10 protein-coding genes are annotated in these 12,824 nt (G+C 41.4%); 8 read left to right on the top strand and 2 right to left on the bottom strand.

Features of this window, described 5'->3' with window-relative positions; translation table 11 throughout:
- Window positions 1-9: 9 nt before the first annotated feature.
- Complete coding sequence (locus tag PTRA_RS08765) at window positions 10-1,296, bottom strand: citrate synthase (RefSeq protein ID WP_011328331.1); 1,287 nt, start codon at window positions 1,294-1,296, stop codon at window positions 10-12.
- A gap of 406 nt (window positions 1,297-1,702) precedes the next feature.
- Here PTRA_RS08765 and sdhC point away from each other — a divergent pair, with 406 nt between their 5' ends.
- The 8 genes from sdhC (at window position 1,703) to sucD (ending at window position 11,598) form a co-directional block, all read left to right on the top strand.
- On the top strand, window positions 1,703-2,080 hold the full coding sequence (gene sdhC / locus PTRA_RS08760; RefSeq protein ID WP_083497517.1) for a succinate dehydrogenase, cytochrome b556 subunit: 378 nt from the start codon (window positions 1,703-1,705) through the stop codon (window positions 2,078-2,080).
- Window positions 2,071-2,418 carry a succinate dehydrogenase, hydrophobic membrane anchor protein gene (gene sdhD, locus PTRA_RS08755; protein ID WP_058373486.1) on the top strand — a complete coding sequence of 116 codons (348 nt, stop codon included), beginning with the start codon at window positions 2,071-2,073 and terminating at the stop codon, window positions 2,416-2,418. The genes sdhC and sdhD overlap by 10 nt, the downstream gene beginning before the upstream one ends.
- Window positions 2,419-4,191 carry a succinate dehydrogenase flavoprotein subunit gene (gene sdhA, locus PTRA_RS08750; RefSeq protein ID WP_011328327.1) on the top strand — a complete coding sequence of 591 codons (1,773 nt, stop codon included), beginning with the start codon at window positions 2,419-2,421 and terminating at the stop codon, window positions 4,189-4,191. It begins immediately after the preceding gene.
- Window positions 4,192-4,201: 10 nt separating this feature from the next.
- Window positions 4,202-4,918 (top strand): succinate dehydrogenase iron-sulfur subunit, encoded by a 717-nt coding sequence (locus PTRA_RS08745; protein WP_011328326.1) that lies wholly within the window; start codon window positions 4,202-4,204, stop codon window positions 4,916-4,918.
- A gap of 87 nt (window positions 4,919-5,005) precedes the next feature.
- Window positions 5,006-7,825 (top strand): 2-oxoglutarate dehydrogenase E1 component, encoded by a 2,820-nt coding sequence (sucA, locus tag PTRA_RS08740; protein WP_058373485.1) that lies wholly within the window; start codon window positions 5,006-5,008, stop codon window positions 7,823-7,825.
- A 3-nt stretch (window positions 7,826-7,828) separates the two neighbouring features.
- The gene (gene odhB / locus PTRA_RS08735) at window positions 7,829-9,382 is read left to right on the top strand and encodes a 2-oxoglutarate dehydrogenase complex dihydrolipoyllysine-residue succinyltransferase (RefSeq protein ID WP_058373484.1); all 1,554 of its coding nucleotides are present in this window, start codon (window positions 7,829-7,831) and stop codon (window positions 9,380-9,382) included.
- Window positions 9,383-9,559: 177 nt separating this feature from the next.
- Window positions 9,560-10,726, top strand: coding sequence for an ADP-forming succinate--CoA ligase subunit beta (sucC, locus tag PTRA_RS08730; protein WP_011328323.1), 1,167 nt, complete (start codon window positions 9,560-9,562; stop codon window positions 10,724-10,726).
- Window positions 10,726-11,598, top strand: coding sequence for a succinate--CoA ligase subunit alpha (gene sucD, locus PTRA_RS08725; RefSeq protein ID WP_011328322.1), 873 nt, complete (start codon window positions 10,726-10,728; stop codon window positions 11,596-11,598). Before sucC ends, sucD begins: the two co-directional genes overlap by 1 nt.
- A 75-nt stretch (window positions 11,599-11,673) precedes the next feature.
- On the opposite strand, the gene PTRA_RS08720 is transcribed toward sucD, so the two are convergent.
- Entirely contained in the window at window positions 11,674-12,744 is a 1,071-nt protein-coding gene (locus PTRA_RS08720; RefSeq protein WP_058374573.1) for a DUF3083 family protein, read from the bottom strand.
- Window positions 12,745-12,824 lie beyond the last annotated feature (80 nt).

The following is a 12,824-nucleotide window of genomic DNA, read 5'->3' as shown; positions in this document are numbered from 1 at the left end:
TACAGCGAATTAACGCTTGTCAGTTGCTTTGTAGTCACGTTGTGTGTAACCCGTGTAAAGCTGACGTGGGCGGCTGATCTTATGACCAGGTTGAGATAGCATCTCATCCCAGTGAGTGATCCAACCAACAGTACGTGCCATTGCAAAAATTACAGTGAACATGCTTGTTGGAATACCGATCGCTTTTAAGATAATACCTGAGTAGAAATCTACGTTAGGGTAGAGTTTCTTCTCAACAAAGTACGGGTCTTCAAGCGCAATTTGTTCAAGCTTCATTGCAATATCAAGCAATGGATCTTGAATATTTAGCTCAGCAAGTACTTCGTGACACGTTTGACGCATTACCGTTGCACGTGGGTCAAAGTTTTTGTAAACACGGTGACCAAAGCCCATAAGACGGAACGGGTCTGACTTATCTTTTGCTTTAGCTACGTATTCGTCAATGCGATCAACAGAACCAATTTCTTCTAACATGTTTAAACATGCTTCGTTAGCGCCGCCGTGTGCAGGGCCCCAAAGAGATGCGATACCAGCAGCAATACAAGCATATGGGTTAGCACCAGATGAACCCGCAAGACGTACAGTAGACGTTGATGCGTTTTGTTCATGATCAGCATGAAGCATGAATATTTTATCCATTGCTTTAGCTGTTACTGGGTTAACTTTATACTCTTCAGCAGGTACAGAGAACATCATGTGTAAGAAGTTTTCGGCGTAGCTTAAATCGTTACGTGGATATACAAATGGTTGGCCAATGTTTGTTTTATAAGCCATAGCTGCAATAGTAGGTAATTTAGCTACTAGTTTAATTGCACTTGTTTTGCGTTGGCTAGCGTCTGTAATATCAAGATCTTCATGATAAAAAGATGATAAAGCACCAACCACGCCACATAGCATTGCCATAGGGTGTGCATCAAAACGGAAACCTTGGAAGAAAGTTGCAATTTTTTCATCTAGCATAGTGCTGCGAGTGATTTGTTGTGCAAATTCTTCATACTGCTCTTTTGAAGGTAACTCACCGTTTAATAGTAAGTAACATAGCTCTACATAGTTAGAGTCTTCAGCAAGCTGCTCAATTGGGTAGCCACGGTGAAGTAGAACACCTTTGCCGCCATCAATATAAGTAATTGTAGATTCACAAGAGCCAGTCGACATAAAACCTGGATCGTAAGTAAAGTGACCATGTGAACCTAATGTACGTACGTCAATTACATCCTGGCCAGCAGTACCTTGATAAATTGGAAGTTCGATTGGATCTAGACCATCAATATGGACTGTGGCTTTCTTATCCGCCATCTATGTATCTCCTATTAAGATAACTATTCTGATTTTATACTCTAAAATCTGTTTTAAGCACATCTTCTCATTTTAACGTGAAAGAGGGGTATAAAGTCAATTTTTATAAGCATTATGCGTATACGTATAATAAATACTGGGTATAGTTTGAATATTATACCATTGGCTAATTTGCAAATGGTTCTAACTAAACAAGAATTGTAAAAAGGCCTGCGGCTATATATACTGTCGAAGGTTTTTAACCGTATTGTATTTAGGTAAACATATTTTTACATTATAATTTTTGCATTATAGTGAACTTTATTGGTAGAGAGACGTTTATTTTGATAGTTCCATCAGAAATATTTGGTGGGTTTTAGAAAAACAAGTAGATGAGCCCCACTGTGGGCAAGATGGGCAAGTAACTGTGAAAAAGCAAAGACCTGTAAATCTAGATCTAACAACTATATCTATGCCGGCAACGGCTAAAGCGTCAATTTTTCACCGCGTCACCGGTGTTGCATTATTTTTTGCTTTAACGTTTGTCATTTGGGCTTGGTCAGAGTCTCTTTCTTCTGCTGAAAGTTTTGAATTCGTCAAGGGTCTGTTTAACGGATTCATTGCCAAATTTATTGCTTGGGGCACCGTGTCTGTATTGGGTTATCACCTTATTGGTGGTATTCGCCATATGATTATGGATATGGGACATTGGGAAGAACTTGAATCAGGTAACCTCAGCGCTAAAATTGCAATGGCTCTTGGCGTTGTGTTTGCCGTATTGGCAGGGGTGTGGATATGGTTTTAAATCAAGCAACTCTTAAACGTGATGGTGTACAAGATTTCGTATCTTTACGTACCACGGCATTAATAATAAGCGCGTATGCGATTTTTATTATCGGCTATTTTTTAGCAACGCCAGAAGTCACTTTCGAAGCCTGGACAGGCCTCTTCTCTAACCTAGCAATGAAAGGGTTTACTTTAATTACCCTGGTTTGCATTATGGTTCATACCCGCATTGGCCTTTGGCAAGTTCTAACAGACTATGTTAAGTGCGCTAAGCTTCGTGCTGTTTTAGGATTTGTACTAAACCTAATGGCCTTTGCTTACGTAGCTATTGGTCTAATCGTATTATGGGGTGTATAAGTGAAATATTCTGTTCGTGAATTTGACGCCGTAGTAATCGGTGCCGGTGGTGCAGGTATGCGCGCTGCTTTAGCTATTACTGAATCTGGCAAAACGTGTGCTTTAATCTCTAAAGTATTTCCAACTCGCTCACACACTGTATCAGCACAGGGTGGTATTACAGTAGCGCTTGGTAACTCGCACGAAGATAACTGGGAATGGCATATGTACGATACCGTTAAGGGCTCCGATTTTATCGGTGACCAAGACGCTATTGAATATATGTGTCAAACAGGCCCAGAAGCTATTACTGAATTAGAAAACATGGGTCTCCCATTTTCTCGCTTTGAAAATGGCCGTGTTTACCAACGTCCTTTCGGTGGTCAATCGAAAAACTTTGGTGGTGAACAAGCTGCACGTACTGCGGCAGCTGCCGATCGTACTGGTCACGCACTATTACACCTTCTTTATCAACAAAATGTTAAAAACAAAACAAATGTATTCTCAGAGTGGTATGCACTTGATTTAGTTAAAAACGATAATGGTGATGTTGTAGGTTGTACTGCAATTGAAATTGAAACAGGTGAAATCACTTATTTCAAATCTAAAGCAGTAGTATTAGCAACAGGTGGTGCGGGTCGTATTTTCGCATCAACTACTAATGCGCACATCAACACCGGTGACGGCGTTGGTATGGCAACACGTGCTGGTATTTCTATGCAAGACATGGAAATGTGGCAGTTCCACCCAACGGGTATTGCTGGCGCGGGTACGCTAGTAACTGAAGGTTGTCGTGGCGAAGGTGGTTATCTTTTAAATAAAGATGGCGAGCGCTTCATGGAACGTTATGCACCAAACGCAAAAGACTTAGCGTCTCGCGATGTGGTTGCACGTTCAATGATGACTGAGATCCGTGAAGGTCGTGGTTGTGATGGTCCTTGGGGTCCTCACCTTAAGCTAAAACTAGATCACTTAGGTGCAGAAACACTAAATCTGCGTCTTCCTGGTGTATGTGACCTTGCTAAAACATTTGCTCACGTTGACCCTGCAAAAGAGCCAATTCCAGTAATTCCTACATGTCATTACATGATGGGTGGCGTGCCAACCAACGTAAATGGTCAAGCGCTACAAATCGACGCAAACGGCAAAGAAACAATCGTTGAAGGTTTGTTTGCTGTAGGTGAGATTGCCTGTGTATCTGTACACGGTGCTAACCGCTTAGGTGGTAACTCATTACTTGATTTAGTAGTATTTGGTCGTGCGGCCGGTAACTTCTTAGGTAAATACCTAAATGATGTTGAAATTTCTAAAGCGGCATCAGAGTCTGATTTAGAAACATCACTTGCACGTTACAATCGTTGGGAAAATTCAACGGCTGGCCAAGGTGAAGATCCAGTTCAAATCAAAAAAGACTTACAGCAATGTATGCAACTTAACTTCTCGGTATTTCGTGAAGGTGACTCAATGGCTGCTGGTCTGCAAGAACTTAAAGAAATTCGTGAACGTCTGCAACATGCACGTCTTGATGATAAATCATCAGACTTCAACACGCAGCGTATTGAATGTCTTGAACTAGATAACTTAATGGAAACAGCTTACTCAACTGCAGTAGCTGCAAACTTCCGTACCGAAAGCCGTGGTGCACACTCTCGCTTTGACTTCCCAGATCGTGATGACGAAAACTGGTTATGTCACTCAGTATTTAATCCGTTAACGGATGAAATGAGCAAGCGTGACGTAAACTACGCGCCTAAGTCGCGTGAAGCTTTCCCACCTAAAGCACGTGTGTACTAGGAGATAGACGATGGCACAAGTACAATTTTCAGTTTATCGTTATAATCCCGATGTTGACAACGCACCTCGTATGCAAGAATACACCTTGCAAACAGAGGAAGGTCACGACATGATGGTTTTGGATGCACTTATTCTTTTAAAAGAACAAGATCCAACATTATCTTTCCGTCGTTCATGCCGTGAAGGCGTGTGTGGATCTGATGGTGTTAACATGAATGGTAAAAATGGTTTGGCATGTATCACTCCTTTATCTACGCTGCAAAAAGGTGGCAAAGGTAAAATAGTAGTGCGTCCATTACCAGGCTTACCTGTGGTTCGTGACCTTGTTATTGACATGAGTCAGTTCTACACTCAATACGAAAAAGTTAAACCATATCTAATTAATGACACGCCAGCAGCTGGCGAGCGTCTTCAAACAATCGAAGAACGTGATAAGTTAGATGGGCTTTATGAGTGTATTTTATGTGCATGTTGTTCAACATCGTGTCCTTCGTTCTGGTGGAATCCAGACAAGTTCATTGGTCCAGCAGGCCTTCTTCATGCTTACCGTTTCTTGGCTGATAGCCGAGATACAGCAACTGAAGAACGTTTAGCTGACTTAGACGATGCTTTCAGTGTGTTCCGTTGCCACAGTATAATGAACTGTGTTAGCGTTTGTCCTAAGGGTCTTAATCCGACCAAAGCAATTGGACAAATAAAATCTATGTTATTAAACCGAGCGGTTTAATTACTTAGTAAATGTAGGATGGCTAATCTAATTAGTCATCCTGTTATCATAACTATTAATTTCTGCGCTAAAGAAAAGGGCTTATAAATGCACGAAGGTGTGATGAAGGCATGGCTAGAATCTTCACATTTAAACGGCGGTAACGTTGCTTATATTGAAGAGCTTTATGAAGCGTATTTAGACGATGCGACTTCGGTGCCAGAAGAATGGCGAGAAGTGTTTGAACAATTACCTAAAGTTGATGGTGTGGATGTTGAAGTAAAACATTCAGAAGTTCGAGCACAGTTTGCGGCGCTTGCTAAAAACAAGCATAGAGAAGTAGTGGTAGCAGAGGGCAGTGGCGGTGACCTTAAACAGGTTAAAGTATTGCAACTTATTAATGCTTTCCGTTTTCGTGGACACCAAAATGCTAACTTAGATCCGTTAGGTATTTGGCAGCGAGAGCGCGTACGAGATTTAGAGCTAGATTACCACGACCTATCCAATGCTGACTTTGACCGCGAATTTAATGTAGGATCGTTTGCTGTAGGGCGCGATACTATGCCTCTAGGTGAGTTATACCAAGCACTAAAAACTACGTATTGTGGTTCTATTGGCGCAGAGTATATGCACATCACATCAACAGAAGAAAAACGTTGGTTACAACAGCGTTTAGAGTCTGTTCAGTCTAGGCCAAAATTCAATAAAGACGAAAAGCTACGTATCCTTAAAGGATTAACCGCAGCCGATGGTCTTGAAAAATATTTAGGGGCTAAGTTCCCAGGTGCTAAGCGCTTCTCACTTGAAGGTGGCGATGCGTTAGTACCTATGCTTAAAGAGCTGATTCACCGCGCCGGTGAAAGTGGCCAAAAAGAAGCTGTTATTGGTATGGCTCACCGCGGCCGTTTAAACGTACTTGTGAACGTACTTGGTAAAAATCCATCAGAGTTATTTGATGAGTTTGCCGGTAAACACAAAGAAACGTTAAGCTCGGGTGATGTTAAATACCACATGGGTTACTCATCTGATTTTGCTACTAAAGGTGGCAATGTGCACATGGCACTTGCGTTTAACCCATCGCATCTTGAAATTGTAAACCCAGTAGTTATGGGCTCAGTACGTGCTCGTTTAGACCGTTTAGGTGACAGTTCAGGTATTAAAGCACTGCCAATTACTATTCATGGCGACTCAGCAATTGCAGGTCAAGGTGTTGTACAAGAAACATTTAACATGTCACAAACAAACGCCTTTAGCTGTGGCGGTAGTATTCGTATAGTAGTAAATAACCAAGTTGGTTTTACAACGTCTAAACAAGACGATGTACGATCTACTCCATACTGTACTGATATTGCAAAAATGGTGCAGTCGCCAATATTTCATGTTAATTCTGACGATCCAGAAGCAGTAGCATTTGTTACTCAACTGGCACTTGATTTCAGAAACCAATTTAAGCGTGACGTAGTAATTGATCTTGTTTGTTACCGTCGTCATGGTCATAACGAAGCTGATGAGCCTAATGCTACTCAGCCTATTATGTATCAAAAAATTAAAAAGCATCCAGTTCCACGTTTAATTTACGCTGATCAATTAATTGCCGAAGGCTCATTCACTGAAGATGAGGTTAAAGCACTTGCTGACGATTACCGTAATGGTTTAGACGAAGGTAATTGTGTGGTTGATGAAATACAACCAGAAACATCACATTCATCAGATTGGGCAAAGTATGTTGGCCATGAATGGAGCGTTGATTACGATGCAAGTGTCTCGGTTGAAAAACTAAAAGAGCTTGGCAAGATAGTTTCTAGCTACCCAGAGACCCATAAAGCGCAATCGCGCGTGAAGAAAATTTACGACGATCGTAAGCTAATGGCATCTGGCGAAAAGCCGCTTGATTGGGGCATGGCAGAAACACTAGCTTATGCAACTATTGCAGCAGAAGGCACAGATATTCGTTTTACTGGACAAGATTCTGGTCGTGGTACTTTCTTCCATCGCCATGCAGTAGTACATAGTCAAGCCGATGGTGCGACTTACACTCCACTTGAGCATGTTGGTAAAGATCAAGGTACTTTCCAAGTATTCGATTCGGTTCTTTCTGAAGAAGCGGTTGTTGCTTTTGAATATGGTTACGCAACAGCAGAGCCAACGTCATTAATTATCTGGGAAGCACAGTTTGGTGACTTTGCAAACGGCGCACAAGTTGTATTTGATCAGTTTTTAAGCTCGGGTGAGCAAAAGTGGGGGCGTTTATGCGGCCTTACTATTTTATTACCACATGGTTACGAAGGCCAAGGTCCAGAGCATAGTTCTGCACGCTTAGAGCGCTTTTTACAACTATGTGCTGATCACAATATGCAAGTATGTGTACCTTCAACACCAGCGCAAGTATATGCCATGCTTCGTCGTCAATCAGTTAGACCACTGCGTCGTCCACTGATTGTTATGACGCCTAAGTCATTACTACGCCATCCGTTAGCAGTGTCTTCGCTAGAAGAACTTTCTGCAGGTGTTTTTCATAATGTGATTGACGAAATTGATGATATTAACCCTGAAAAAGTAGAACGTGTTGTTTTTTGTAGTGGTAAAGTTTACTACGAACTATTACAAGAGCGCCGCAAGCTTGAACAAGATAATATTGCCATCGTACGTGTAGAGCAGCTTTACCCGTTCCCACACGACGAAATGAAAACTATTATAGAGCGCTACCAGCACGTAACTGATTTTGTATGGTGTCAAGAAGAGCCGCAAAACCAAGGTGCATGGTATTGTTCACAGCATCACTTTAAAGATGCTATTCCACAAGACGCTAAATTAACGTATGCGGGTCGTAAGGCTTCAGCATCACCAGCATGTGGTTATATGTCAGTACATACTAAAGAACAACAAGCGCTCGTTGCCGACGCGCTTACTATCGAAAATAAAGGATAAGCAATGAGCACAGAAATTAAAGTTCCTGTTCTTCCTGAGTCGGTTGCAGATGCTACCGTTGCTACATGGCATGTAAGTGTTGGCGACAAAGTAACTCGCGACCAAAACTTAGTAGACATTGAAACAGATAAAGTGGTTTTAGAAGTTGTTGCGCAACATGACGGTGTGATTACTGAAATTACACAAGAAGAGGGCGCTACGGTACTTGGCGATCAAGTTATCGGTTTACTTGGCGATGCTGATGCAGCACCAGCAAGTGAAGATGCACCAAAAGAAGACTCTTCAAAAGAAGACTCTTCAACAGAAGAATCTGCAGCAACTAAATCAGAAGACGCGCCAGCGGCGCAATCAGCACCAGCATCAGAAGGTAAAGAAGTGGATATTAAAGTTCCTGTACTTCCAGAATCAGTTGCAGACGCAACAATTGCTACATGGCATGTACAAGCAGGCGACGCAGTAACTCGCGATCAAAACTTAGTAGATATTGAAACTGATAAAGTGGTACTTGAGGTTGTTGCTCAAGAAGACGGTATCATGGGTGAAATAATCCACGGCGAAGGCGACACTGTATTAGGCGAGCAAGTAATTGGTTCGGTTAAAGCGGGCGGCGCTCCAGCAGCACCAGCTAAAAAAGCAGACGCAGCTGCACCAGCAGCAACTGAGTCAAACGACAGCTCTGATGTGTTAACACCTTCAGTACGTCGTTTAATTGCTGAAAAAGGCCTAGATGCTGCAAAAATTAAAGGCACGGGTAAAAACGGTCGTGTAACTAAAGAAGACGTAGATACTTTCTTAAAAGCACCTGCACCAGCGGCAAAAGCAGCACCAGCGGCGGCACCTGCAGTAGCAATGGGCGATCGTACACAAAAACGTGTTCCTATGACGCGTTTACGTAAAACAATTGCTAAGCGCTTACTTGAAGCGAAAAACTCAACTGCAATGTTAACAACATTCAACGAAGTGAACATGGAACCTATCATGAGCCTTCGTAAGCAGTATCAAGAAGTGTTTGAAAAGCGCCACGGTATTCGTCTAGGTTTCATGTCTTTTTACGTGAAAGCGGTAACTGAAGCACTTAAACGCTTCCCAGATGTAAATGCATCAATTGATGGTGACGATATTGTTTATCACAACTACTTCGACATCAGCATCGCTGTATCTACACCTCGTGGTCTAGTAACGCCAGTACTTAAAGATTGTGACAAGTTATCAGTTGCAGAAATCGAAAAAGGTATTCGTGAACTAGCACTAAAAGGTCGTGATGGTAAGCTAACACTTGATGATATGACGGGTGGTAACTTCACTATTACAAATGGCGGTGTATTTGGTTCTTTACTATCTACTCCTATTATTAATTTACCGCAGTCTTCAATTTTGGGTATGCATAAAATCCAAGATCGTCCAATGGCTGTAAACGGTAAAGTAGAAATACTTCCTATGATGTATTTAGCACTTTCTTATGACCATCGCATCATTGATGGCAAAGAATCTGTTGGCTTCTTAGTAACAATTAAAGAGTTACTTGAAGATCCAACACGCTTATTACTGGATGTTTAATTTAGTTGTATGAAATGTAAGCTGTGAATGAACATTCACAGCTTTTTTTTTGCGCCTTTGGTCATACTGGGGTTTTCATGTTAAGCCTTGGGATCTATACTATGGTCGCAATTTGGGATAGTTGTTTATTTGAAAAAATATTCGGCTCTTTTAGTATAAAAATTTGGATAAAGCATCATGAATTTGCATGAGTATCAGGCAAAACAACTTTTTGCCGAATATGGTTTACCAGTTTCTACAGGTTACGCTTGCGATACACCTGAAGAAGCTGCAGCTGCTGCTGAAAAAATTGGCGGCGATATGTGGGTTGTTAAAACTCAGGTTCACGCAGGTGGACGTGGTAAAGCTGGCGGTGTAAAGCTAGTAAAAACTATCGACGAAGTTAAAGCGTTTGCAGCTAACTGGTTAGGTAAAAACCTAGTTACTTACCAAACAGACGAGAAAGGCCAGCCAGTTGCTAAAATTTTAGTAGAAAGCTGTACTGACATCGCCAACGAATTGTACTTAGGTGCAGTTGTTGACCGTGCATCTCGCAAAGTTGTTTTCATGGCGTCTACTGAAGGCGGCGTTGAAATTGAAACTGTTGCTGAAGAAACACCTGAGCTTATCCATAAAGCTGAGATCGACCCATTAGTAGGTCCTCAAGCTTATCAAGCACGTGAACTTGGTTTCAAATTGGGTCTTAACCCAGTACAAATGAAACAGTTTGTTAAGATCTTTATGGGTCTTGGTAAAATGTTCACTGATTTTGATTTCGCATTGCTTGAAATCAACCCGCTTGTGATCACAGACGAAGGTAATCTTCACTGTCTTGACGGCAAAATCGGTATCGATGGTAATGCACTTTACCGTCAACCTAAAATCCGTGAATTTCACGATCCTTCACAAGAAGATTCACGTGAAGCACATGCAGCAAGCTTTGAGCTTAACTACGTAGCGCTAGATGGCAACGTTGGTTGTATGGTTAACGGTGCAGGCCTAGCAATGGGTACTATGGACATCGTAAACCTACACGGTGGCAAACCTGCTAACTTCCTAGATGTTGGCGGCGGCGCGACTAAAGAACGTGTTTCTGAAGCATTCAAAATCATTCTTTCTGATGATAATGTTAAAGCTGTTTTAGTTAACATCTTTGGCGGCATCGTACGTTGTGACATGATTGCTGAAGGCATCATTGGCGCAGTTAAAGAAGTAGGCGTAAACGTACCAGTAGTTGTACGTTTAGAAGGTACTAACGCTGAACTAGGCCGTGAAGTTCTTAAAAACTCTGGTCTAGACATCATCGCTGCTGAATCACTAACAGACGCTGCTGAAAAAGTAGTTGCTGCTGCGGAGGGCAAATAATGTCTGTATTAATCAATAAAGATACAAAAGTTATCTGTCAAGGTTTCACCGGTGGCCAAGGTACTTTCCACTCAGAGCAAGCGCTTGAGTACGGTACACAAATGGTTGGTGGCGTAAGCCCAGGTAAAGGCGGTCAAACGCACCTTGGTCTTCCTGTATTCAATACAGTACGTGAAGCAGTACAAGAAACTGGCGCAACTGCGTCTGTTATCTATGTACCGGCACCTTTTTGTAAAGATGCAATCTTAGAAGCAATCGATGCTGGCATCGAGCTAATTGTTTGTATCACTGAAGGTATTCCTACACTTGATATGGTTGATGTTAAAATCAAACTAGATCAAACAGGTACACGTATGATCGGTCCTAACTGCCCAGGTGTTATTACTCCTGGTGAGACTAAGATTGGTATTATGCCTGGCCATATCCACAAACCTGGTAAAGTAGGTATTGTTTCTCGCTCTGGTACATTAACGTACGAAGCAGTTAAGCAAACTACTGATGCTGGTTTTGGTCAGTCTACATGTGTTGGTATTGGTGGCGACCCAATTCCAGGTACTAACTTTATCGACGTTTTAGAAATGTTCGAAAAAGATCCACAAACTGAAGCGATCGTAATGATCGGTGAAATTGGTGGTACTGCAGAAGAAGAAGCTGCAGAGTACATCAAAGCACACGTTACTAAACCTGTAGTATCTTACATTGCTGGTGTTACTGCACCAGAAGGTAAGCGTATGGGTCACGCTGGCGCAATCATTGCCGGTGGTAAAGGTACTGCTGATGAGAAATTTGCTGCATTAGAAGCTGCGGGCGTAAAAACTGTACGTTCACTTGCTGATATCGGTAAAGCACTTAAAGAGAAAACAGGCTGGTAATCGCTTTTTTACTCTAAAAAAGGCTCGCTATTGCGAGCCTTTTTGTTATCTGCACTTTTATTTTTACTTTTACACTTAGTATAGATAGCTTATATGTTGATAAAACCGCACTGATAAATCTTGGCGTTGTTTATTTATAGCTAACTCATCGCACAAAGTATGAATCGTTTTCTCTACTTGATTCATAAAACGTCCATAACCCATTTCATTATTATTATGCTGCGCAGCTACCACCACAAAATGCAGGGTTTCTACTAATTTATCTTCATCAAATAGCGCTTTAATTTGAACTTGATCAGTCTCTATATCAAAGCTTAACTTTTGTAATTCTTGATTACCGTCATTTTTATCAACGCTGCTATTACGAATAATAGGTATAGCGCCATTAGCCACCATAGCCCCGTGGGTTAACTTATTGGTATTACAAATTTGCGTAAATAAATCGGCAAAGTATGTATAAAATTGCTTAAAATCACGATTGTTTATTTGTGTTTGAAATTGCGTTTTAATCGCTCGTGACACTGGAATAGTAAATGTTGCATAACTCATTTGGGCATGCTCACTGGGAATATTACACTGCCTTGACTGGTAGCGAGGGTAGAGGCTACGTAGTTTATAACCGTAGGTTTGTTTATTGCCTTTATCTTTAGCAAATAAGTCATAGGTTAAATGTTGATGATCGCGCAGTTTAAACAGTGGTTGTTCTAAAAATAACTGCTGTTGTAAATTATTTAATACCTTTTGTACTTTGCTATGAAACAGTGCTGAGTTTGCACGCAGATCGTCACCGGTTGCTAAAAATAACAGCCTGATTTTTTTACTGGCTATATTTTCAGTGTAGTACGCTTTATGTGCTTCGTGGTAGCGAGGGTTATAAAAAAACAACATTTGTTTATTCGTTTCAAGCTGATACGACTCATCGTTAAAGCGTACTACAGGCAGTTTGTCGTTCGCTAATAAATGCACATTGTGTAAGCCAAGCTCATCACAGCAAGAAAAAAGCTCACGTGCAATACGCTCGTAACAACAGTTAATATTACTAAAACTTTGATAAAAATCAGTGGTAGGGGTTATTTCAGCTAAAAGGTAGTGATTGGTACGGGCATTAGTTGGAATATAAACACGGTGTTGATTTTGTATAGCTATCATGGTTCCTTTAAGTCGGGTTATTTGCTTACTATAATGGCCTTTGATGACGCTATTATTGCGCTAAAACAAAGTTTATT

The organism is Pseudoalteromonas translucida KMM 520 (genome assembly GCF_001465295.1).
Lineage (GTDB): Bacteria > Pseudomonadota > Gammaproteobacteria > Enterobacterales > Alteromonadaceae > Pseudoalteromonas > Pseudoalteromonas translucida.
This window is presented reverse-complemented; position numbering and strand designations above follow the sequence as displayed.

Bases quoted from the DNA above. Each gene is read 5' to 3' on its own strand.
- sdhD (WP_058373486.1), top strand. From the start codon at position 2,071: ATGGTTTTAAATCAAGCAACTCTTAAACGTGATGGTGTACAAGATTTC.
- sucD (WP_011328322.1), top strand. From the start codon at position 10,726: ATGTCTGTATTAATCAATAAAGATACAAAAGTTATCTGTCAAGGTTTC.
- sucA (WP_058373485.1), top strand. From the start codon at position 5,006: ATGCACGAAGGTGTGATGAAGGCATGGCTAGAATCTTCACATTTAAAC.
- odhB (WP_058373484.1), top strand. From the start codon at position 7,829: ATGAGCACAGAAATTAAAGTTCCTGTTCTTCCTGAGTCGGTTGCAGAT.
- PTRA_RS08765 (WP_011328331.1), bottom strand. From the start codon at position 1,296: ATGGCGGATAAGAAAGCCACAGTCCATATTGATGGTCTAGATCCAATC.
- sucC (WP_011328323.1), top strand. From the start codon at position 9,560: ATGAATTTGCATGAGTATCAGGCAAAACAACTTTTTGCCGAATATGGT.
- PTRA_RS08745 (WP_011328326.1), top strand. From the start codon at position 4,202: ATGGCACAAGTACAATTTTCAGTTTATCGTTATAATCCCGATGTTGAC.